The organism is Conexibacter stalactiti, assembly GCF_033542075.1.
Lineage (GTDB): Bacteria > Actinomycetota > Thermoleophilia > Solirubrobacterales > Solirubrobacteraceae > Conexibacter > Conexibacter stalactiti.
The window spans coordinates 123,446-143,547 of sequence record NZ_JAWSTH010000003.1 but is presented as its reverse complement, the minus strand read 5'-3'; the positions used below and the strand labels follow the sequence as shown (position 1 = coordinate 143,547).

Here is a 20,102-nt window from a genome sequence, read left to right as displayed (position 1 = left end):
GGCGCCCGGCCCCGCCGCGCCGCCGGCCGCCGCGTGCGCGCGCCGCCGCCGTGTGCGCCTGCCCTTCAGCGGCGGCCCGCTCGGCCGCTTCGGCCTGCTGCTGCTGATCGCGCTGCTGACGGTCGGCCTGCTCGGCCCGGCGCTGCCGATCGGCAGCCCGACCGACTCGGCCGGCCCGCGCCTCGCCGGCCCCTCCGGCGAGTTCCTGCTCGGCACCGACGAGCTCGGCCGCTCGCTGCTGCCGCGGATCGTCGAGGGGATCCGCGAGACGATCCTGATCGCGACCGTCGTCGTGCTCGTCGCGACCGTGATCGGCGTGATCGCCGGCTGCTTCGCCGCGCTCGCCGGGCGCCGCGCCGACGAGCTGATCGTGCGCGCCACCGACGTCGTCTTCAGCTTCCCCGTCTTCCTGATCGCGATCCTCGTCAGCGTCGTCGCCGGCCCCGGCCGGGCGGCGGCGATGGCGGCCGTCTTCGCCGTCACGCTGCCGACGATGGTGCGCGTCGTGCGCGCCGCCGCGCTGCCGGTCGTCGAGCGCGACTTCGTCGTCGCCGCCGAGGTCGCGGGCGCGAGCCGCTGGCGGATCATGCGCGTCCATCTGTTCCGCAACGTGCGCGGCGTCGTGATCGGCCAGGTCGCCTACGCGATCTCGCTCGGCATGCTGATCGAGGGCGGGATGAGCTTCCTCGGCCTCGGCGTGCAGGCGCCGGCCGCGTCGCTCGGCTCGCTCGTCGGCTCCGGCCGCCTCTACCTCACGATCGAGCCGACCTACGCGCTGCTGCCCGGCGTCGTGCTCGGCCTCGCCGTGCTGGCCTTCAACCTCGTCGGCGACGCGCTGCGCCGCGAGACCGACCCGACCCTCGACCGGGAGCAGGCGTGATGCCCTATCTGGAGGCTCGCGACCTCGTCGTCGAGTACGCGACGCGCCACGGCGCCGTGCGCGCGCTCGACGAAGCGTCGCTGACGGTCGACGCCGGCGAGGTCGTCGGCGTCGTCGGCGAGTCCGGCTCGGGCAAGAGCACGATCGGCACGGCGCTGGCGCGGCTGCTGCCCGGGAACGCGCGGATCGCCGGCGGCGACGTGCGCGTCGACGGTGTCTCGCTGCTGGAGATGGGCGACGACGAGCTGCGCGCGCTGCGGCGCGACCGCCTCGGCTTCGTCTTCCAGGACCCGATCGGCACGCTCGATCCGACCGCGCGGATCGGCCGCCAGCTGCGCTGGGTGCTCGGCAAGGGCACGAGCGACGCGACGCTCGCGGCGCAGCTGGAGCGGGTGCGGCTGAGCGATCCCGAGCGCGTCCTGCGCGCCTTCCCGCACCAGCTGTCGGGCGGGATGGCGCAGCGCGTCTCGATCGCGCTGGCGCTGGCGCGCGAGCCGCGCGCGGTGATCGCCGACGAGCCGACCGCCTCGCTCGACGCCTCCGTCCGCGGCGAGATCCTCGAGCTGCTGGTCGGGCGCACGCGCGAGGCCGGCGCGGCGCTGATGCTGATGAGCCACGACCTGCGCGCGGTGCGCCGCTGGTGCACGCGCGTGGCGGTCGTCTACGGCGGCCGGGTCGTCGAGACGGCGCCGGCCGAGCGGCTGTTCGCCGCGCCGCGCCATCCGTACACGCGCGCGCTGCTGGAGGCGGCGCCCGGCGCCGAGCGACCGGGCGAGCGGCTGAGACCGATCGCCGGCATCCCGCCGGTGCTGCGCGGCGAGTTCGGCGGCTGCGCCTTCGCCGCCCGCTGCGCCTGCGCGGTGGAGGCGTGCACGGCGCAACGGCCGCCGCTGGCGCGGCTTGACGACGACGGCGCTGCTCAGCCCGACCATGAGGTGCTCTGCCATCTGGCCACGGTCGCCACCCCGCCGCGGAAGGAGCGCGTCGCATGACCCCCGTCCTCGAACTGAGCGACGTCAGATTCGACTACGTCGCGGGACCGGCGTGGGCGCGCAGACGCGTGCCGGCGCTGCATGGCGTCTCGCTCGTCGCGGGGCGCGGCGAGACGGTCGGCCTCGTCGGCGAGTCGGGCTCCGGCAAGTCGACGATCGGCAAGCTCTGCCTCGGGCTGCTGAGACCGCAGCAGGGCGCCGTCATGTTCGACGGCAGACCGCTGGACCGCCGCGCGCTGCGCGGCCGCTTCTCGGTCGTGCTGCAGCATCCGCAATGGTCGCTGGACCCCCGGCTGACGGTCGGCGCCTCGGTCGAGGAGCCGCTCGCGATCGTCGGTGACGGCAGCCGCCCGGAGCGGCGTGAGCGGGTCGCGGCGATGCTGGCGGAGGTCGGCCTCGACCCCAGCTTCGCCGACCGCTACCCGGCTGAGCTGTCGGGCGGCCAGCGCCAGCGCGCGTCGGTCGCGCGGGCGCTCGTGACCGAGCCGCGCTTCGTCCTGTTCGACGAGGCCGTCAGCGCGCTCGACGTCTCGATCCAGGCGCAGATCCTCAACCTCATCCGGCGGCTGCAGGAGCAGCACGGCTTCGCCGCGCTGTTCATCTCCCACGACCTCGCCGCGACCCGCTACGCGGCCGACCGCATCGTCGTGATGCGCGGCGGCGAGATCGTCGACGAGGGCACCGCCGCCGCCTTCTACGAACCCTCGACGCACCCCTACACGCGCGCGCTCCAGCGCGCGAGCGAGATCTAAGGACCCCCACATGACCCCACTGATCGACGGCATCCGCATCGGCCACTGGACCGACCTCGACGCCGCCACCGGCATGACCGTCTTCCTGCTGCCGGAGGGCAACGTGACCGCCGCCGAGGCGCGCGGCCAGAGCACGGGGACGCTCAACATCCCCGTCTTCGAGCCGCAGGGGGCCGCCGACCAGGCGCACGCGATCGTGCTGACCGGCGGGACGGTCTTCGGCCTCGAGGCGGCGGCGCACGTGCCGATCGCGCTCGCCGGCGAGGGGATCGGCACGAGAACGGTCGACGGGCCCGTGCCGATGGTGCCGGCGGCGGTCGTCTACGACATCCACATCGGTGACTACGCCTGGCCGACGGCGGAGTCGGCGCGCGCGGCGATCGCCGCGGCGGTGCCGGCCGGCGAGGAGGAGAGAGGCACGGTCGGCGTCGGCACCGGCGTGCTGACCGGCTCGGCGCTCGACGCGCGCAGCTCGACGAAGGGCGGTTTCGGCCGCGCCCACAAGCTGACGGCGCAGGGCGCGACGATCGCCGCGTGGGCGGCCGTCAACCCGGTCGGCGACGTGATCGGCGAGGACGGCCAGGTGCTCGCCGGCCTGCGCCGCGGCGGCAGATTCGCCGGCGTCGCCGACTTCCTCTGCAACGACCCGGATCCCGAGCTGGACTGGGGTCACGCGACGACGCTGGTGGTCGTGGCGACCGACGCGAAGCTGCCCAAGCGCGAGACGTGGCGGCTGGCGCAGGCCGGCCACAACGGCATCGCGCACGCGATCTCGCCGTGCGCGACGGGGCTCGACGGCGACACCGCCTTCGCCGTGGCGACCGGCAGAGTCGAGGTCAGATCGGCGCTGGCGCTGGAGGCCGTCGCGGCCGAGGTCGTGACGGCCGCGATCCGCGACGCGGTGCGCTCGGCGAGCGGCCTCCACGGGATACCGTCGGCGAGCGAGCTGGCGCGAGTCCTCGCCTAGGGCACGTCCCAGTCGAAGCGGTGCGTGTGGATGTCGAGGTAGACGAGCGACTCGACCCCGCGCACCCCGTCGATCGGCTTGATCGCGTCCTCGACGAGGTCGAGCAGCTCGTGCGGCTCGCGGCAGACGACCTCGACGAGCAGGTCGTAGACGCCGCTGGTGAGCACGACGTAGATCACCTCGTTCAGCTCGGAGACGCGGTCGGCGACGGCGCGCAGGTCGCCGTCGGCTCTGATCCCGAGCATCGCCATCAGCGGCAGCCCGAGCGCGAGCGGGTCGGTCACGCCGACGACTCTCAGCACCTCCAGGTCGATCAGCCGCTGGACGCGCTGGCGCGCGGCGGGCGCCGAGAGCCCGACCTGCGGGCCGAGCTGCGCGTACGACATCCGCCCGTCGCGCTGGAGCGCGCGGAGGATCGTCTTGTCGGTCGCGTCGAGCGTGACCTGGGCGCGCGGTCTGCGTGGCGTGCCCATCCTCACACCCCCGCCGAGAGGCCGAAGTCGATCGACATGTTGGCGCCCGTGATCGGCGCCGCGGCGGGCTGCGCGAGGTACCAGATCAGCTCCGCGACCTCCTCGGGCCGCGTGAAGCGCGCGGCTTCCCTCTGCGGGTAGGCGTCGAGCAGCGCGCGCCGGTAGCCGTCGGGGTCGCCGCCGCCGTACGCGTCGGCCTGGTGGGCGAGCATCGGCGTCTCGACGTCGCCGGGGCAGACGGCGTTGACGCGGATCCCCCGCGGCGCCAGTTCGAGCGCCAGCGCGCGCGTGAGGTTGGAGACGCCGCCCTTGGAAGCGCAGTAGACGGCTGCCCCGTTGTTGCCCTGGATGCCGGCGTCGGAGGAGAGGTTGACGATCGAGCCGCCCGCCGCCCGCGCCCCGGCCGCGCCCTCCGCACCTTCCTGCGCCGCGCCCACCGCGCCCTCCCCCGCCGCGAGCACCGGCGACTTTTGGTCGCTCAGCGACCAAGACTCTCCGCTGCTCGCGCGCGCGAGGTGCGGGATCGCGGCGGCGGCGAGGAAGAAGAGGCCTTTCAGGTTGACGTCGAGCACCCGCTCCCACTCCTCCTCGCGCGTCTCCTCGGCCGGGCCCTCCGTCCAGACGCCGGCGGCGCTGACGAGGCAGTCGAGCCGCCCGGTCGCGGCGACCGCGGCCGCGACGATCTCGTCGCAGGCCGCCTTCGTGCGCAGGTCGCCGGCAGCGACGACCACGCGGTCGCCACTCGCGCCGCCGTCCGGCGCGCGGCCGCCACTCGCGCCGCCGTCCGGCGCGCGGCCGCCGTCGGCCGCGACCCGCTCGACGCCTCCCAGCTCAGCCGCGACGGCGTCGAGGCGCTCCCCCGGCAGGTCGCTGAGCGCAACGCGCCAGCCGCCGGCCACGAACCGCCGTGCCGCGGCGGCGCCGATCCCGCCGGCCGCGCCGCTGATCAGGACGACCGGCGCGACCGCGTCAGCGCCCGGAGCCCCCGGGCTCGCACCCGACGCCCCCGCGCCCGGAGCCCCACCCTCATGCGGCGACGACATGCTTCTCCTCTGCGATCGAGTTGGCGCCGTCGACGACGATCAGCTGCCCGGTCAGGTACGAGACGGCCGGCGCGGCGAGCAGCGCGACGACGGCCGCGATCTCGTCGGGCGTGCCGGGGCGGCCGGCCGGGGTCGCGGCGCCCATCGCCAGCTCGCGCTCGGTCGAGGAGGGCGTGGCGATCCAGCCGGGCGCGACGGCGTTGACGGTCACGCCGCGCGCGGCTGTCTCGACCGCGAGCGCGCGCGTGAGGCCGACCATGCCGGCCTTCGCGGCGTGGTAGGCGGCGTCGCCGGGATAGGCGTTGACGGCGCCCGAGGTCGAGGCGACGTTGACGACGCGGCCGCGGCCGGAGTCGAGCAGCGCCGGCAGCGCGGCGCGCGTGACGTTGAACGCGGTCGTCAGGTTGCGGTCGAGCGCCGCGCGCCATTGCGCGTCGCTGGTGCCGGCCAGCTCGGCCGGCTGCTCGGGGTCGGTGACGGCGGTCATGCCGGCGTTGTTGACGAGCACGTCGAGGCGACCGAAGCGCTCGATCGCGGCCGCGACCAGCGCCACCGCCTGCGCGGGATCGGTCAGGTCCGCGACGAAGCCGAACGCCGCGTTCGCGCCGAGCCCCGCGTCCGCATCGCCCGCGTCCCCGCCACACGCGCCACCCCCCAACTCTCCCGCCCGCTCGTGTGCGCGCTCGGTCGTCGAGGTGACGACCACGCGCGCGCCGAGCGCGGCGAGCCGCCGCGCGCAGGCGAAGCCGATCCCGTCGCGGCTGCCGGCGCCGGTGACGATCGCGACGGCGCCGCCGAGGTCGACGCCGCTCACGCCACCAGCTCCCCGACGGCGGCCGCGAAGACCTCGTGGTGACGGTCGACGTCGGCCGCGGTCGTCGCGGGCGACATCAGCGCCATCGCGTGGAAGGGCGTCAGCAGGATGCCGCGGTTGGCGAGGTAGACGTGCAGGTAGTCGTCGAGCTCAGGCTGGTGTGCGGCGGCCGACTCGCCGCCGTTGCGCGGCGCGGGGCTGGCGAAGCGGTACTCGGCGCGCGCGCCGAGCTGCTGGATCGACCACGGCAGCCCATGCTGCTCGACGATCCCGCGAACGCCGTCGGCGAAGCGGGTGGCGAGCGCGGTCATCCCCTCGAACGCCTCGTCGGTCAGCACCTCTTCGAGCGTCGCGCGCATTGCCGCGACGGAGATCGGGTTGCCGGCGAGTGTGCCGCCGACGCCGCCCATGTCGACGAGGTCCAGCTCGGTGTGGCGGGCGATCTCGGCGGCCAGCTGCTCGGAGAGGCCGTAGGCGCCGCAGGGGATGCCGCCCGCGAGCGCCTTGCCGATCGTGAGAACGTCCGGTTCCAGCCCCCACGCCGCGGTCGCGCCGCCGGGACCGGCGGAGAAGGTGTGCGTCTCGTCGTTGATCAGGAGCGTGCCGTGGCGGCGGGTCAGCTCGCGCACGCCCTCCAGGTAGCCGGGCTCGGGCAGCACGATGCCGATGTTGGTCAGCGCCGGCTCCATCAGCACGGCGGCGACGTCGCCGTGGGCCAGCTCGCGTTCGAGCCGCTCGAGGTCGTTGTACTCGGCGACGCGGCTGGTCAGCGTCACATCGCAGGGCGCGCCGACGTTGCCCTCACGGCTCGCCGCCTCGCCGTCGGACCCGACGACGATCAGCGACTCGTCGACCGAGCCGTGGTAGCAGTAGGAGTTGACGAGGATCTTCGGGCGGCCGGTGATCGCGCGCACGAGCCGGATCGCCCAGCGGTTGGCGTCGGTGGCGGTCAGCGAGAAGCTCCAGTACGGGAGGCCGAAGCGCCGCGCCAGCTCGGCGCCGACCCAGGCGGCGTCCTCGGTCGGCAGCATCGCGGTCGCGCCGCCCAGCTCGGCGTAGCGGCGCTGGACGGCGGCGACGGTCGGCGCGGGCGAATGGCCGGCCATCGCGCCGGTGTCGCCGAGGCAGAGGTCGACGTACTCGTGCCCGTCGAGATCCCACACGTGCGCGCCCCGTGCCCGGTCGAGGTAGAGCGGATGGGCGCCGGCGGTCTTGTTCATCCACGTCATCGGCACGCGGCCGAAGAGGTGGTCGGCGGCCGCGTACGCCGCGCCTGAGCGCGGATTGCGCGCCGCGAACGCGTCCCGCTCACGCGCGAGCAGAGATTGGAGGCGGGTGGTGGAGATCACGTCGACCTGACTTTCCATTCGATGACATCAGCCATCAAATCGAAAGCAATGCGTGATTTCAACTTTCGTTTCGATTGCCCTGTGCGCACCGCAGCGCTCCGCCGCGCCTTCGCCTCCCAGCGAGCGCGTCGCGCCGCGGTGCGCCCTACGTCAAGGTCCGCGCCCTCAGCTCAAGGTCGTGTCGCATCTGTCGCAGCGACCGGCGACGACCGGCGATCCCGCCGCGCCGTCGGCATACAGAGGCCGCAGCGCGCCGTCACACAGCGGGCACGCCACGGCGACCTGAGCGGTGAGCCCCTCCCACGCCCCGACGAGCATGTCGTCGAGCGTCGGCTCACCGCCCACGCCGTCGTGCACGTGCCCGGCACCACCGGCGTCGACCTGGTCGACCTCCGCCTCCCGCTCGCGCAGCAGCCGTCGCTCCAGTCCAGCCGGCCGGTCGTGCGCCGGCGCGGCCGGCCCGTCGAGCAGGTCGAACAGCGACGGCGGACGTTCGACGCGATCTGCCACGACCGCCCCCATCACATGCTCCGCATGAGGCCGATGACCTTCCCCAAGATCTGGACCTCCTTGGTGCGGATCGGCTCCATCGTCTCGTTCTCCGGCTGGAGGCGGATGTGATCCGTCTCCTGGAAGAAGCGCTTGACGGTCGCCTCCTCGCCGACGAGCGCGACGACGATCTCCCCGTCCCGCGCCGTCTCCTGTCTGCGCACCACGACGAGATCGTCCGGCAGGATGCCGGCGTTCTTCATCGACTCGCCGCGCACGCGCAGGAGGTACTCGCCCTCCTCGCCGCCCGCGACCGCCGGGGTCTCGATGTAGTCCTCGATCTCCTCCTCGGCGAGCACCGGCTGGCCGGCCTGGACCTGGCCGACGAGCGGCAGGCCGGCGGGCTTGACGATGTTCTTGATCCCGTCGACGGCCTTGTCGAGCAGTTCGATCGCGCGCGGCTTCGACGGATCACGCCGCAGCAGGCCGACCTTCTCCAGGTTGGCCAGATGGGCGTGCACCGTCGAGGACGAGGCGAGGCCGACGGCCTTGCCGATGTCGCGCACCGTGGGCGGGTACCCGTGCCTGGACGAGTACTGCTTGATGAACTCGAAGATCTCCTGCTGGCGCTTCGTGAGGTCCACCATCAGGCGACTGACTCCTCGTTGCTTGGGGTCGAGACGAACATGTGTTCGACAATGATACGCACGCCCCGGACGGACACCAAATCCGCGACCGACGGCAGCACGCGCCACGGGCTCGCCCCTGGCTATACTGCGCGTCCCCACGCGGTCGTGGCGGAATTGGTAGACGCGCAAGGTTGAGGGCCTTGTGGGGGATAACCCCGTGGAGGTTCGAGTCCTCTCGACCGCACTGTGAGCAGCATCAGGAGGCCCCGCGAGAGCGGGGCCTTCGTCGTTCTGCGCGGTCTCAGGCGCTGGCGGAGACCATGACGCGCTCGCCTACGCCCCGCCGCAGCGTCGCAGATGGCGCTCGTGCGCATCGCGCCGCTCGTCCGCGTGGCGCCGGCGCTCCTGCTCATAGGCCGCGACACCGCCGTCGCCGGCGGCCCGCACGCGCACGGCGTGCGCCCTCCGGATCGCCGCCCAGCGGCCGATCGGCTCCGTGGCACGCCGTCGATCGCGCAGGCCGGCGACGACGCTGCCGAGCCAGCCGACGCGCGGCGGGCGAGCCGGCGGCGGGCCGAGCGGCGGCGGCGTGAAGACGAGACCCCGGCGCCGCGCGACCGGCCAGGTCGTGCGGTCGCCGTTGGTCAGCACCGTCACGACGTCGTAGGCGCCCCGCTGCCGACGGCTGCCACGCAACACGAACAGCATCCACTCGCCCACCTGCAGATAGCCGTCGGCGGCGTTGGACGAGCGATACCACGACGGCGGCTCCCGCAGCGCCCGCCCCTCCTGCAGCAGCAGGTCGCGGGCGATCGGCTCGATCTGGCGCCGCGCACCCTGTCCGACCCCGGAGCGCTCGGCGAAGCGCTCGATCGCGTGGTCGGTGAAGCCGACGACGCCGAGCAGCTTGCGATCAACCAGCACGGCACGGCGCGACATCGCCACGATCGTAGCGCCGCGGCGCCACCGTCGAGCCTCGCCCTGCACGCCAGCGCCCACCGCGCCCACCGCGCAGGACACCACCTCCCCGCGTGGAATCCCTCGCCTGCGATGGACCCCCTCATCTCTCAGGAATGGCTCGCCGCGCGACTCGAAGAGCCGCGGCTGCGCATCGTCGACTGCCGCTTCACGCTCGGCGATCCCGCGGCCGGACGGGCCGCGTACGAGCGCGGGCACATCCCCGGCGCCGCCTTCCTCGACCTCGACGCGGACCTCTCGTCACCCCCGGCGACGCCCGACCCGGCCGGGCCTCGACGCGGCCCGCTCGGAGGGCGTCATCCGCTGCCCGACCTCGACCGCTTCGCCGCCTCCGTGCGCCGCGCGGGGATCGGCAGCGGCACGACCGTCGTCGCGTATGACGACGCGATGAGCGGCGGCGCCGCGCGGCTGTGGTGGCTTCTGCGCCACTGCGGCTTCGACGACGCCGCCGTGCTCGAAGGAGGGCTCGCCGCCTGGGAGGGGCCATTGCGCACCGGCGGCGAGCCTCCCCGAGCGGCCGGCGACTTCAAGCCCAGCCGCGTCCGCGACGACGTCGTCACCGCCGAGCAGATCGCCGCCGACGTGGCGAAGCCGCCGCAGGAGCGCGAGCTGCTGCTGCTCGACGCGCGCGCCCCGGAGCGCTTCCGCGGCGAGGTCGAGCCCGTCGACCCGGTCGCCGGCCACATCCCCGGCGCGCGCAACGTGCCGCTCGCCAGCGCCTTCCCGCCACCCGCCGACCCCGCCGCGCTGATCGGCATCGGCACCGGCGACGACGCGCGAGCGCGCACGCTCGTCGCCTCGTGCGGCTCGGGCGTGACGGCGACCGGCCTGGTTCTCGCGCTGACCGCCGCGGGCCGCGACGATGTGAAGCTCTACGCAGGTTCGTGGAGCGATTGGGTCGCTCGAGGTCTGCCCGTCGAGAGCGGCGACGTGCCGAACGGGATCTCGGGGTAGGCTCGGCGATGGTGAGCGACGAGCTCAGACAGCTGCGGGAGGAGCTGGCGCACCTGCGGGCGGAGCTGGCCCTGCGTGAGCGCGAGGCCGCGGAGCGCGCGCAGGAACTGCGCCGCTACGCCGACCGGCTGCGCCGCGCCTCCGAGCGCGAGCACATGCGGGCGCTCGAGCTGCGCCGCTCCTACGAGGCGACCGTCAGGGCGCTCGCCGACGCCGTCGAGGCGCGCGACGCCTACACCGGCAAGCACGCCGAGCGGGTCGCCGCCTACGGGCTCGCGCTGGCGCGCGCCTGCGGGATGCGCGTCGACGAGCCGCACATCGAGTTCGGCTTCCTGCTGCACGACATCGGCAAGGTCGCGATCTCCGACGCGATCCTGCACAAGCCGGGCTCGCTGACCGCGCCGGAGATCGACGTGATGCGGCAGCACCCGGTGATCGGCGACGAGATCGTCAGCGGGATCGACTTCCTCAGCGAGGCCCGCCACGTCGTCCGCTCTCATCACGAGCGCTGGGACGGCACCGGCTACCCGGACCGTCTCGCGCGCGACGAGATACCGCTGGCGGCGCGCGTCTTCTCGGTCGCCGACACCTTCGACGCGCTCACGAGCGACCGCCCGTACCGCCGCGCGTCGTCGTTCGCCGATGCCCGCGCGGTGATCGCGCAGGGCGCCGGCACGCAGTTCGACCCGGACGTCGCCGAGATCTTCACGGCGATCCCGGACGAGGCGCTCGAGCAGATCCGCTGCGCGCTCGTCTAGAGCGCGCGTCCCTCACAGCAAGGCAGGCGGGCGCAGAGGCGCCCGCCGAACCGCCGCGCTCAGCCGAGTCGCAGCAGGATTATCGTGTTGATCGCGAAGGCGACCGCGAAGCCGAGCGTCCAGCGGTTCAGGTTGCGCTCGACGAGCGAGCCGCCGCCGAAGGGACCGGAGCCGGTGCCGACGCCGAAGGCGCCGGAGAGGCCGGTGTCTCTGCCCGAGTGCATGAGGATCAGCAGCACGAGGACGACGGCGATGAAGACCTGGAGTATCGACAGGAGCGTGTACATGGCTCAGCGCATCCTAGCCGACGCGCGCATCCGAGCGCGTCGCGTCGGTCGCGGCGTCGTCGGCCGGTGACGCCGCGTCGCCAGGCGCGTCGGCGGCGTCCGCTCTCGACGCGCCTCTCGTGTCCGCCTCCGCGGCCGGCTTGAGCGCGTCGATCCGCCGCAGCAGCTGGATCGCCTCGGCGCGCAGCGCGCGGTCGAGCGCGCGGTGGTCCTCCTTCGACAGCTTGCCGGTGCGGAAGTCCATCTCGGCGTCGCGGATCTCGCGGTACTTCGCCTCCTTGGCGGCCTCCAGCTCGGCCAGCTCGGCCGCCTCGCGGCGCTCGGTCTCCTCGATCCGGCCACGCCGCAGCGGCATGCCGACGACGACGACCACGCCCGCCAGCACGGCGAGCACGAGCAGGAACTCGAGCACCTTCACGCGACCGCCTCGCTCAGCTGCGCGCCAGGTCGCGGGCGAGCCGCGCGGCGTAGGTCGCGGTGACGCGGCGGCGCGCCGTCGCGGGCGCTGGCCAGAGCGCGATCGCCCCGCCGCAGAAGGTGATGATCGCGCCGATCCAGATCCACGTCGCCATCGGCGAGACGATCATGCGGAAGTCGGCCGTCCACGGTCTGTCGACCCAGCGCTCGGAGAGGCCGGCGACCGCCTGGTCGCGCAGCACGAACAGCTGATCGATCGCGGCCTGGTCGGGCGTGCCGTCTCTCAGCGCCGCTCTCATCGCGGTGGCGAACGTTCTGTTGCCCTCCTCGATGATTCTCTCCATCGGCAGCAGATCGGGGTTGATGACCGTCCAGATGTCGCGCCCGAAGCCGGCGCGCAGACCGACCTCGCTCTCAGCCTCGCCCTGGAAGAAGCGGCCGAGGATGCCGAGCGAGGGATCCTGCGAGGGGTAGAAGCCGCGCGACGTTCTCAGCGTCGCGACGTGCTTGTCGTCCTTGGAGACGTCGAGCACCGCGCCGAAGACGATCTTCTCCGGCAGCGCCTCGGAGTAGCCGCGCATGTATCTGACGTCGAAGCCGTCGATGCTCGTCTGCTGGCCCGGTCTCAGCGCGACGTCCTTGGAGTGCTCGAACGACGACGAGACGGCGACGCCGAACAGCAGGATCGCGAAGCCGGCGTGGACGATGTAGCCGCCGTAGCGGCGGCGGTTGCGACGAATCAGCGAGACGAACGCCAGCGGCGCCTTCTCCGTCGACATCGCCTGCCGCGCGCGCGTGCCGCGGAACAGCTCCTGGCCGACGCCGGCGAGCACGAACGCGACGAGCCCGGTGAAGACGATCGCCTTCGGCTCCTCCCACGCCCCCGAGACGAACGAGAGCGCGATCAGCGTGAAGATCCCCGTCGCGACCGGGAAGGTGAAGTTGCGGCGCAGGTTCGCGGCGGTCGCGCGACGCCACGAGATCAGCGGCCCGATCCCGATCAGCGCGACGAGCGCGAACGCGACCGGCGTGATGTAGCGGTCGAACCACGGCGGCCCGACCGACGCCTTCGTGCCCGTGACCGCCTCGGAGATGAGCGGGAAGAAGGTGCCCCAGAAGATCACGAAGCAGAGCGCGAGCAGGAGGATGTTCTGGAGGATGAAGGCGGCCTCGCGCGACAGCAGCGAGTCGAGCGAGTGCTCCGACTTGAGCGACTCGCGGCGCCAGACGACCAGCCCGATCGAGCTGATGATCATGATCCCGATCAAGATGAGGAACGGCACGCCGAGCGTCGAGGCGCCGAAGGCGTGGATCGAGTCGAGGATCCCCGAGCGCACGAGGAAGGTGCCCATGATCGCGAGCGTCCCGGTCGCGAGGATCAGCGACGCGTTCCAGACCTTCAGCATCCCGCGCTTCTCTTGGATCATGATCGAGTGGATGAACGCGGTGCCGGTCAGCCACGGCATCAGCGAGGCGTTCTCGACCGGGTCCCAGGCCCAGTAGCCGCCCCAGCCCAGCTCGGTGTACGACCAGCGCGCGCCGAGCACGATGCCGATCCCGAGAAACAGCCAGGCGGCGAGCGCGAAGCGGCGCGTGCCCTGGATCCACTCGGCGTTCAGTCTGTTGGCGACGAGCGCGCCGATCGCGAACGCGAACGGGATCGAGAAGAGCGTGTAGCCCGAGTAGAGCGCCGGCGGGTGGAACATCATCGCCGGGTGGCGCAGCAGCGGGTTGAGGCCGGTGCCCTCGGCCGGGACCGAGGCGAGCGTGCCGAAGGGGCTCTCTCTCCACACGATCAGCAGCAGGAAGAAGGTCGCGAAGCCGGCCAGCACCGCCTGCGCGTACGGCGCTATCTCGCGCAGGCTGCGGCGCGTCAGGTAGAGCACGAGGCTCGACCACAGCGACAGCAGCCAGACCCACAGCAGCAGCGAGCCCTCCTGCGAGGACCAGACGGCGGTCGCCTTGTAGAAGGTCGGCGTCGTCGTGCTGGAGTGCGAGGCGACGAGCGCGTAGGAGAAGTCCGAGCGCAGGAAGGCCGCTTCGAGGATCGCGAACGCGAGCGTCAGGACCCCGGCGAGCGCGTAGATCGCGCGGCGGCCGGAGTCGACGAAGGCGCGACGGCGCGTGACGCCGCCGTAGATCGAGGCGCCGATCGCGTAGATCGCGACCGCGAAGGCGAGCATCGTCAGCGCTCTGCCGACGGTCGCCATCAGCGCGTCTCCGGTCCGCGGTGGGAGTGCATCAGGTCGACGGCGCGGTTCTCAGAAGCTCTTCGGGAGCGCCTCTGGGAAGTCTCTCGGGCGCGACCTGGAACTTCGACGGGCACTTGGTCACCATCGAGTCCTTCTCGGCGATGAAGAGCGTGTTGGTGCTGTCGGTCAGCCCGCCTCTGCCGAGCTGGACCTTGACCATCACGCCGCGGCCCTCGCGGAAGGGGTCCGGGACGAGGCCGGTGTAGCGGACTCTCGCCGACACTCTTCTGTGCGGGTCGAGGATGCGGAACCACAGCACGCCGTCCTCGCGTCTGACCGAGTTCGGCGCGACGGTGCCCGCGAGCGTGTAGGTCTCACCGGCGACCGCGCTGGTCAGCAGCTGACCAGCGGTCTTCTCGTCACTGCCGGCGCTGAAGCTGGTGTAGACGAGCGCGCTGGCGAGCAGCAGTGCCGCCGTTGCTGCGACGACGAGGCGGATCCGGCGTTTGCGGCTGGGGTCCATCGAACAGCCAGTATCGCAGGACTCGCGTCGCGACCGCCTGACACCCCCTCCCCAGCGTCCGCGCCAGGACGTGAGGGTTTTCGCTCAAGAACGCGAAACAAACCGCCGATCCCACTGTTAAAGATCATGACCGTGCACCTCCGACAGCCCCGCATCTCGAAACGCCCACGGACGGGCCGCGGACTCCAACCGGCAGCAGCGGCGGCGATCGCCGTCTCGCGCACGCCGGCCGAGCCCCCGCAGCACCGCGAGCGGCGTGCCGACGGGCCCGAGGACCGCGCGCTCTACCACTGCCACTGCGGCTACGTCTTCCAAGCCGCCGTGTCGACCAGCGTCGGCTGCCCGCACTGCGGCACCGCGCAGGCCTGGTAGCGCGAGCGCCCCGCCCTACGCCCGCGCCGCGTCGATCGCCGGCGTGATCAACGCGACCGTGCGCGCGACCAGCTCGTCGCGCGGCACCTCGGGATGGCGGTACCACCAGCTCGCGAGGCCGTGTATCGCCGACTTCAGCAGCTCGGCGAGGATCAGCAGCTGACGGTCGCGATGCGGATGCCCGCCGAAGATCGTCGGATCCTGCCCCAGCGAGGCGCTGAGCGCCTGCGCGACACGTTCCTCCAGCCGCGCGACGATCTCGGCGACCTCGGTCGTCCCCTGGACCTCGAGGAACAGCAGCCGGCAGGCGTCGGGGTACTCCTCGACGAAGCCGAAGAAGGCGTCGATCGCGGCCTGGACGCGGTCGCCTTCGGGCAGCGGCGCGATCGCGTCGGCGATCAGCGTGTCGATGTCGGCGCGGATCGTGTCGAGCAGGACGGTGTACAGCTCGCGCTTGGAGGCGAAGTGGTCGTAGACGACCGCCTTCGAGATTCCCGCCGCGGCAGCGATCCCGTCCATCGACGCGGCGTGGTAGCCGCGCTCGGCGAACAGCCTCACGGCCGCCGCCAGGATCAGCTCGCGGCGCTGCGACGCGGGCAGCCGCCTGCGCTCGGCGGTCGGCGGCGCTGCCGGGACGGCCCCTGGAATCCAGTTGGTCACGCCGCGATTCTTACCGACGGGGACGACGGACCGGAATTCGGCTGCTAGTGCTCAGACCTGGCGCGCTCAGCAAACCAGTCCAGCGCAGCCGGATTGGCCAGCGCGTCACGGCTGGCGGCGCGCTCCGGCGGGGTGCCGGTGAGGATCCGCTTGACCGGCACCTCCAGCACCTTGCCCGACAGCGTTCGTGGCACCTCGGCGATCTGCTCGACGGCGTCGGGCACGTGGCGCGGCGAGCAGTCGGAGCGGATCCGTCCGCGGATCGCGGCGGTCAGCTCGTCGTCCAGTCTCAGCCCGGGCCGCAGCACGACGAACAGCTCGATCCAACCGTCGGTGCCGGGCTTGGGCAGGTCGACGACGAGCGCGTCGACGACGTCGTCGAGCGCCAGCACCGAGCGGTACAGCTCCGCGGTGCCCATGCGGATCCCGCCGCGGTTGATCGTCGAGTCGGAGCGGCCGGAGATGATCGCCGTCCCGCGCGCGGTGATCTCGACCCAGTCGCCGTGGCGCCAGACGCCGGGGAACATGTCGAAATACGAGTCCCGGTAGCGGCTTCCATCCGCGTCGTTCCAGAGGAACAGCGGCATCGACGGCAGCGGCTCGGTCAGCACCAGCTCGCCGACCTCGCCGATCACCGCTCTGCCGTCGGCGTCGAACGCCTCGACCTTCGCGCCGAGCGCGCGCGCCTGCAGCTCGCCGCGGTAGACCGGCAGCGTCGGCACGCCGCCGACGAAGGCCGAGCAGACGTCGGTCCCGCCCGAGGTCGAGAACAGCCACGTGTCGGCGCCGAGGTGGCGGTAGACCCACTCGAAGCCCTCCGGCGCCAGCGGCGAGCCGGTCGAGCCGACGGCGTGCAGGTGGCTGAGGTCGTGCGCGGCGCCGGGCGCGATCCCGTCCTTCATGCACGCGGCGATGTAGCTGGCGCTCGTGCCGAACGTGGTGACGCCCGCGTCCTCGGCGAGCTGCCACAGGCGGTCGAGCGACGGATAGCCGGGATTGCCGTCGTAGAGCACGATCGAGGCCGGCGTCAGCAGCACGCCGACGAGAAAGTTCCACATCATCCAGCCGGTCGTCGTGAACCAGAAGACGCGATCGTCGGCCTGCGCGTCGAGGTGCAGGTTCTGCTTCTTCAGCTGCTCCAGCAGGATCCCGCCGTGGCCCTGCACGATCGCCTTCGGCAGGCCGGTCGTGCCGGAGCTGTAGAGGACCCACAGCGGGTGGTCGAACGGCAGCGGCGCGAACGTCAGCGGCGGCGCCTGCGGGTCGGGCGCGCCGAGGCCGGGGCCGCCGACCCAGGCGTCGAAGCCGACCGCGTCGCGCAGATTGCCGAGGTCGGCCTCCGCGTCGAGGTATCTGAGCACGACGGTGCGTCTGACCGTCGGCAGCCGCCGCTGCAGCTCCGCGAGCACCGGCAGGCGGTCGAATCGCTTGCCGCCGTACTGGTAGCCGTCGGCGGCGAGCAGCAGCGTGGGCTCGATCTGCGCGAAGCGGTCGGCGACGCCGCTGGCGCCGAAGTCGGGCGAGGCGCTCGACCAGATCGCGCCGATCGACGCGCACGCCAGCAGCGCCGCGACCGTCTCCGGCACGTTCGGCGCGTAGGCGACGACGCGGTCGCCGGGGCCGACGCCCTCGGCGCGCAGGGCGGCGGCGATGCGGGCCGTCAGCGCCTTCAGCTCACGCCAGCGCAGCTCCGCCAGCGGTCGTGTCTCGCTCGCGTGGCGGATCGCGACGGCGGCATCGTCGCGCCCGCGGAAGACGTGTTCGGCGTAGTTCAGCGTCGCGCCCGGGAACCACTCGGCCCCGGGCATCTCGCGGCTGCCGAGCACACGCTCGTACGGCGTGTGCGCGATCACCTCGAAGTAGTCCCAGATCGCCGCCCAGAACTGCTCCAGCTCGTCGACCGACCAGCGCCAGAGCGCGTCGTAGCCGGCGACCTCGACGCCGCGCTCGGCGGCGAGCCAGCGCGTGAAGCGCGTCAACTGGGCGCGCTCGACCCGCTCCGCGTCGGGGCTCCACAGGATCGGCGGGGCGCTGTCGCTCGTGGCGGACATCTCTCAGGCGGTGAATCTACGGCATGGCGCACCCGGGATAGGCCGGACGGCTTGCCGGGGTAGCATCGAGGACCGTGCGCCTGACGCTGCCTGCCAACGCCGCCAGCGTGCCGCAGGTGCGGCACGCCGTCGTCGAGCTGGGACGGGCGGCCGGCGGCTCGGAGCGGATGCTCGCTGACGTCGCGCTCGCCGTCAGCGAGGCCTGCTCCAACGTCGTCGTGCACGCCTACCGAGAGCACGCGGAGCCGGGCACGCTCGCGGTCGAGGCCGAGCTGCACGGCGCGACGCTGGAGGTGATCGTCTCCGACGAGGGCAGCGGGGTCCTCCCGCGCGAGGACAGCCCGGGGCTGGGGATGGGCCTGGCGCTGATGGCCGCGGTCGCGTCGTCGCTGCAGTTCGACCACGACGGCGCCGCCACGCGCGTCCACTTGACCTTCGACCTGGCGCCTCCCATCGCCCCGGAGGATGGTGAGACCGCCATGGCTGCCGATGACGCCGACGCGACGATTCGCGGCGCCGATCGCGATTGACCTGTTCGGGCCTTGGGTAACCGTGTGGCACATGGGACCTGCCACGAACCTCGCAACCAAGACGACCGCGGCGCCGAAGAAGCGCCCGGCCAGTTCGCTGCTGCGCACTCGGATGCTGGCAGCGCGTGCGCGCAAGGGCGACACGCAGGCGCGTGAGGCGCTGATCGCGGAGCATCTTCCGCTCGCCCGCGCGCTCGCGCGGCGCTATCGCCGCGGCACGGAGAGCCTCGACGACCTCGTTCAGGTCGCATCGGTCGGCCTGATCAAGGCGGTCGACCGCTTCGACCCCGATCGCGGGCACTCCTTCTCCACCTTCGCGCAGCCGACGATCGTCGGCGAGCTGCTGCGCCACTTCCGCGACACCGGCTGGGGCGTCCACGTCGCCCGCGGCACGCAGGAGCTGGCGCTGAAGGTGCGCGCCGCCGCCGAGGCGATCGAGACCGAGACGGGCGTCTCGGCGACGCCGCGACAGCTGGCGGAGCGGACCGGCGCCGATCTCGAGGCGGTCGTCGAGGCGCTCGGCGCGCTCGCCAACCGCACCGCGCTCTCGCTCGCGACGCCGGCCGGCGGCGACGACGAGGGCGACGCGACGATCGCCGACACGCTCGGCGACGTCGAAGAGGGCTACAGAGCTGCCGAGGCGCGCGCGCTGCTGGCGCCGGCGCTCAAGCACCTGCCCGAGCGCGAGCAGCGGATCCTGCGGATGCGCTTCGTCGACGATCTCACGCAGAGCGAGATCGCGACCGAGATCGGCGTCTCGCAGATGCAGATCTCCCGCCTGCTGCGGCAGTCGCTCGACAAGCTGCACGAGCTGACGCGCTGAGCCGCGACGGCGCGCGTCCCCCGACGCGCGCCGCCCGCAGCTCCCCCTCCCCGCCCGGCCTCAGCGCGCCCGGCAGATGACACCGTTGTGCGTCTTGATCTGGCCGTGGCGCAAGACCTCGAAGCCGTTCTCCCAGGCGTACAGGCCGAGGTGGCGGACGTCCATCAGCTCGCGGTAGCTGAAGTTCATGAGGTCGCCGAACAGCAGGTAGAACATCCGCGTGCGCGGGTGCAGCCGCGGCGTCGTCATGACGCAGTAGCCGCCCGGCTTGACGAAGCGGCGGTGGAACTCGAACGCGGTCGGCTTGTACGCGTCGGGGAAATGCTCGACGAGGCCGATCGAGACGACGACGTCGAACTCTCTGCCGTACGGCAGGTCGCGGATGTCGGAGACGACGAAGTCGATGTTCATCTGGTCGCGGTACCAGACGCGCTCGCCGCCGGTGCGCGGATCGCTGCCGAGGAACGGGTAATCGGCCGGGAAGGCGCCGAAGCGGCCTTCCTTGCACCATTCGTCGTAGTCGACCAGCACGACCTCGCCGCCGGGGTACATCGCCGACAGCAGCATCGCCTCGTAGCCGTCGGCGGCGCCGAGGAAGAGGATCCGCGGCTTGTCGACCTCCAGGCCCGCGAACAGCGAGCGCTTCGCGCGCGGATCCCAGATCGTGTCCTCGACGCGCTGCGCGCGGTTCCAGACAGTCCACTGGACGACCTCGTGCAGCGCCTCCCAGGCGGCCCGCAGCTCGCGCTTGGTGACGGCCTGACCGGCGCGCTTGAGCGCCTCCAGGCGGGCCTGCATCGGGTTGGTGTCGAACAGCGACTGGAACGATCTGTTGAACATGCTCCACGCCTCGGGGACCGGCAGCGGCTCGCCGTGGCGGGCCTCCCACTCGAGCTTCTCGCTCGACCAGTTCTCGACGCGGTAGGGACGGCCGACGTCTCTCCACGAAAGGCTGCTCCAGTCGAGCGAGCGGGCGTCGGCGAAGACGTCGCGCTCGCTGCGGCGCAGGTCGATCCGGTAGGTGTCACGCAGCTCCGTGTGGCCGATCTGCTGCTCGGAGAACTCGTGCTGCGCCGGTGCGGTCGCGGTCATGAGATGGAAGCTATGCGCGTTTCCCGCGTCGTTCTACGCGGTATCGGGCCTAAAGCGGCGCCTGCTTCATAGCTTTC

Annotated in this window: 23 protein-coding genes and 1 tRNA gene; 10 read left to right on the top strand and 14 right to left on the bottom strand. The window is 72.6% G+C overall.

From position 1 onward, the window contains the following. The 4 genes from R7226_RS02755 to R7226_RS02740 all read left to right on the top strand — a co-directional run. Positions 1 to 880: ABC transporter permease (locus R7226_RS02755; RefSeq protein ID WP_318595502.1), on the top strand; the 880-nt coding region annotated here is incomplete at its 5' end. Continuing rightward, positions 880 to 1,872, top strand: a complete 993-nt coding sequence (locus R7226_RS02750) for an ABC transporter ATP-binding protein (RefSeq protein ID WP_318595501.1) — start codon at positions 880 to 882, stop codon at positions 1,870 to 1,872. The genes R7226_RS02755 and R7226_RS02750, both read left to right, overlap by 1 nt. Further along, a complete protein-coding gene (locus R7226_RS02745; RefSeq protein ID WP_318595500.1) occupies positions 1,869 to 2,624 on the top strand; it encodes an ABC transporter ATP-binding protein in 756 nt (251 codons plus the stop codon). The genes R7226_RS02750 and R7226_RS02745 overlap by 4 nt, the downstream gene beginning before the upstream one ends. A 10-nt stretch (positions 2,625 to 2,634) precedes the next feature. Continuing rightward, the gene (locus R7226_RS02740; protein WP_318595499.1) at positions 2,635 to 3,591 is read left to right on the top strand and encodes a P1 family peptidase; all 957 of its coding nucleotides are present in this window, start codon (positions 2,635 to 2,637) and stop codon (positions 3,589 to 3,591) included. Here the strand turns inward: R7226_RS02740 and R7226_RS02735 are convergent. The 6 genes from R7226_RS02735 to lexA all read right to left on the bottom strand — a co-directional run bounded on the left by R7226_RS02735 (position 3,588) and on the right by lexA (position 8,406). Next, complete coding sequence (locus R7226_RS02735; protein WP_318595498.1) at positions 3,588 to 4,064, bottom strand: Lrp/AsnC family transcriptional regulator; 477 nt, start codon at positions 4,062 to 4,064, stop codon at positions 3,588 to 3,590. The two genes, R7226_RS02740 and R7226_RS02735, sit on opposite strands and share 4 nt — an antisense overlap. Before the next feature lie 2 nt (positions 4,065 to 4,066). After that, complete coding sequence (locus R7226_RS02730) at positions 4,067 to 5,107, bottom strand: SDR family NAD(P)-dependent oxidoreductase (RefSeq protein ID WP_318595497.1); 1,041 nt, start codon at positions 5,105 to 5,107, stop codon at positions 4,067 to 4,069. After that, on the bottom strand, positions 5,091 to 5,921 hold the full coding sequence (locus R7226_RS02725) for an SDR family NAD(P)-dependent oxidoreductase (protein ID WP_318595496.1): 831 nt from the start codon (positions 5,919 to 5,921) through the stop codon (positions 5,091 to 5,093). The genes R7226_RS02730 and R7226_RS02725 overlap by 17 nt, the downstream gene beginning before the upstream one ends. Beyond that, a complete protein-coding gene (locus tag R7226_RS02720) occupies positions 5,918 to 7,288 on the bottom strand; it encodes a transaminase (protein ID WP_404827756.1) in 1,371 nt (456 codons plus the stop codon). The genes R7226_RS02725 and R7226_RS02720 overlap by 4 nt, the downstream gene beginning before the upstream one ends. 147 nt (positions 7,289 to 7,435) lie before the next feature. Continuing rightward, positions 7,436 to 7,780: a hypothetical protein gene (locus R7226_RS02715; RefSeq protein WP_318595494.1), complete on the bottom strand. Its 345-nt coding sequence runs from the start codon at positions 7,778 to 7,780 to the stop codon at positions 7,436 to 7,438. Between the two features lie 11 nt (positions 7,781 to 7,791). Next, on the bottom strand, positions 7,792 to 8,406 hold the full coding sequence (gene lexA, locus R7226_RS02710) for a transcriptional repressor LexA (RefSeq protein ID WP_318595493.1): 615 nt from the start codon (positions 8,404 to 8,406) through the stop codon (positions 7,792 to 7,794). 141 nt (positions 8,407 to 8,547) lie between these two features. Between lexA and R7226_RS02705 the strand changes: the two genes are divergently transcribed. Next, positions 8,548 to 8,632: transfer RNA gene (locus tag R7226_RS02705), tRNA-Leu, on the top strand. An 89-nt stretch (positions 8,633 to 8,721) separates the two neighbouring features. Here R7226_RS02705 and R7226_RS02700 read toward each other — a convergent pair. Then, a complete protein-coding gene (locus tag R7226_RS02700; RefSeq protein WP_318595492.1) occupies positions 8,722 to 9,327 on the bottom strand; it encodes a hypothetical protein in 606 nt (201 codons plus the stop codon). A 111-nt stretch (positions 9,328 to 9,438) separates the two neighbouring features. Here R7226_RS02700 and R7226_RS02695 point away from each other — a divergent pair, with 111 nt between their 5' ends. Next, positions 9,439 to 10,320 (top strand): sulfurtransferase, encoded by an 882-nt coding sequence (locus R7226_RS02695; protein ID WP_318595491.1) that lies wholly within the window; start codon positions 9,439 to 9,441, stop codon positions 10,318 to 10,320. Positions 10,321 to 10,331: 11 nt separating this feature from the next. After that, positions 10,332 to 11,078 carry an HD-GYP domain-containing protein gene (locus R7226_RS02690; protein WP_318595490.1) on the top strand — a complete coding sequence of 249 codons (747 nt, stop codon included), beginning with the start codon at positions 10,332 to 10,334 and terminating at the stop codon, positions 11,076 to 11,078. 59 nt (positions 11,079 to 11,137) lie between these two features. Here R7226_RS02690 and secG read toward each other — a convergent pair whose 3' ends face one another. The 4 genes from secG to R7226_RS02670 are packed head-to-tail and all read right to left on the bottom strand — an operon-like array spanning position 11,138 to position 14,497. Further along, positions 11,138 to 11,365, bottom strand: a complete 228-nt coding sequence (secG, locus tag R7226_RS02685; protein WP_318595489.1) for a preprotein translocase subunit SecG — start codon at positions 11,363 to 11,365, stop codon at positions 11,138 to 11,140. Between the two features lie 13 nt (positions 11,366 to 11,378). Next, positions 11,379 to 11,783, bottom strand: a complete 405-nt coding sequence (locus R7226_RS02680) for a hypothetical protein (RefSeq protein WP_318595488.1) — start codon at positions 11,781 to 11,783, stop codon at positions 11,379 to 11,381. A 13-nt stretch (positions 11,784 to 11,796) separates the two neighbouring features. Beyond that, complete coding sequence (locus R7226_RS02675) at positions 11,797 to 13,992, bottom strand: heme lyase CcmF/NrfE family subunit (protein WP_318595487.1); 2,196 nt, start codon at positions 13,990 to 13,992, stop codon at positions 11,797 to 11,799. A 31-nt stretch (positions 13,993 to 14,023) separates the two neighbouring features. Next, the gene (locus R7226_RS02670; protein ID WP_318595486.1) at positions 14,024 to 14,497 is read right to left on the bottom strand and encodes a cytochrome c maturation protein CcmE domain-containing protein; all 474 of its coding nucleotides are present in this window, start codon (positions 14,495 to 14,497) and stop codon (positions 14,024 to 14,026) included. A 132-nt stretch (positions 14,498 to 14,629) separates the two neighbouring features. Here R7226_RS02670 and R7226_RS02665 point away from each other — a divergent pair, with 132 nt between their 5' ends. Next, positions 14,630 to 14,869 (top strand): hypothetical protein, encoded by a 240-nt coding sequence (locus tag R7226_RS02665; RefSeq protein ID WP_318595485.1) that lies wholly within the window; start codon positions 14,630 to 14,632, stop codon positions 14,867 to 14,869. A 15-nt stretch (positions 14,870 to 14,884) separates the two neighbouring features. On the opposite strand, the gene R7226_RS02660 is transcribed toward R7226_RS02665, so the two are convergent. Further along, positions 14,885 to 15,529, bottom strand: coding sequence for a TetR/AcrR family transcriptional regulator (locus tag R7226_RS02660; RefSeq protein ID WP_318595484.1), 645 nt, complete (start codon positions 15,527 to 15,529; stop codon positions 14,885 to 14,887). Between the two features lie 44 nt (positions 15,530 to 15,573). Then, the gene (locus R7226_RS02655; protein WP_318595483.1) at positions 15,574 to 17,580 is read right to left on the bottom strand and encodes an acetoacetate--CoA ligase; all 2,007 of its coding nucleotides are present in this window, start codon (positions 17,578 to 17,580) and stop codon (positions 15,574 to 15,576) included. A gap of 74 nt (positions 17,581 to 17,654) precedes the next feature. Between R7226_RS02655 and R7226_RS02650 the strand changes: the two genes are divergently transcribed. Further along, positions 17,655 to 18,110 carry an ATP-binding protein gene (locus tag R7226_RS02650; protein WP_318595482.1) on the top strand — a complete coding sequence of 152 codons (456 nt, stop codon included), beginning with the start codon at positions 17,655 to 17,657 and terminating at the stop codon, positions 18,108 to 18,110. Between the two features lie 31 nt (positions 18,111 to 18,141). Continuing rightward, a complete protein-coding gene (locus R7226_RS02645; protein WP_318595481.1) occupies positions 18,142 to 18,933 on the top strand; it encodes a SigB/SigF/SigG family RNA polymerase sigma factor in 792 nt (263 codons plus the stop codon). Positions 18,934 to 18,993: 60 nt separating this feature from the next. On the opposite strand, the gene R7226_RS02640 is transcribed toward R7226_RS02645, so the two are convergent. Continuing rightward, entirely contained in the window at positions 18,994 to 20,025 is a 1,032-nt protein-coding gene (locus R7226_RS02640) for a methyltransferase domain-containing protein (RefSeq protein WP_318595480.1), read from the bottom strand. Positions 20,026 to 20,102: the final 77 nt, after the last annotated feature.

Excerpts from the sequence above, each read along its gene's own strand:
- R7226_RS02750 (WP_318595501.1), top strand. The coding sequence starts at position 880 with ATGCCCTATCTGGAGGCTCGCGACCTCGTCGTCGAGTACGCGACGCGC.
- R7226_RS02745 (WP_318595500.1), top strand. The coding sequence starts at position 1,869 with ATGACCCCCGTCCTCGAACTGAGCGACGTCAGATTCGACTACGTCGCG.
- R7226_RS02740 (WP_318595499.1), top strand. The coding sequence starts at position 2,635 with ATGACCCCACTGATCGACGGCATCCGCATCGGCCACTGGACCGACCTC.
- R7226_RS02735 (WP_318595498.1), bottom strand. The coding sequence starts at position 4,064 with ATGGGCACGCCACGCAGACCGCGCGCCCAGGTCACGCTCGACGCGACC.
- R7226_RS02730 (WP_318595497.1), bottom strand. The coding sequence starts at position 5,107 with ATGTCGTCGCCGCATGAGGGTGGGGCTCCGGGCGCGGGGGCGTCGGGT.
- R7226_RS02720 (WP_404827756.1), bottom strand. The coding sequence starts at position 7,288 with ATGGAAAGTCAGGTCGACGTGATCTCCACCACCCGCCTCCAATCTCTG.
- lexA (WP_318595493.1), bottom strand. The coding sequence starts at position 8,406 with ATGGTGGACCTCACGAAGCGCCAGCAGGAGATCTTCGAGTTCATCAAG.
- R7226_RS02700 (WP_318595492.1), bottom strand. The coding sequence starts at position 9,327 with ATGTCGCGCCGTGCCGTGCTGGTTGATCGCAAGCTGCTCGGCGTCGTC.
- R7226_RS02695 (WP_318595491.1), top strand. The coding sequence starts at position 9,439 with ATGGACCCCCTCATCTCTCAGGAATGGCTCGCCGCGCGACTCGAAGAG.
- secG (WP_318595489.1), bottom strand. The coding sequence starts at position 11,365 with ATGTACACGCTCCTGTCGATACTCCAGGTCTTCATCGCCGTCGTCCTC.
- R7226_RS02675 (WP_318595487.1), bottom strand. The coding sequence starts at position 13,992 with ATGGCGACCGTCGGCAGAGCGCTGACGATGCTCGCCTTCGCGGTCGCG.
- R7226_RS02670 (WP_318595486.1), bottom strand. The coding sequence starts at position 14,497 with ATGGACCCCAGCCGCAAACGCCGGATCCGCCTCGTCGTCGCAGCAACG.
- R7226_RS02655 (WP_318595483.1), bottom strand. The coding sequence starts at position 17,580 with ATGTCCGCCACGAGCGACAGCGCCCCGCCGATCCTGTGGAGCCCCGAC.
- R7226_RS02645 (WP_318595481.1), top strand. The coding sequence starts at position 18,142 with ATGGGACCTGCCACGAACCTCGCAACCAAGACGACCGCGGCGCCGAAG.
- R7226_RS02640 (WP_318595480.1), bottom strand. The coding sequence starts at position 20,025 with ATGACCGCGACCGCACCGGCGCAGCACGAGTTCTCCGAGCAGCAGATC.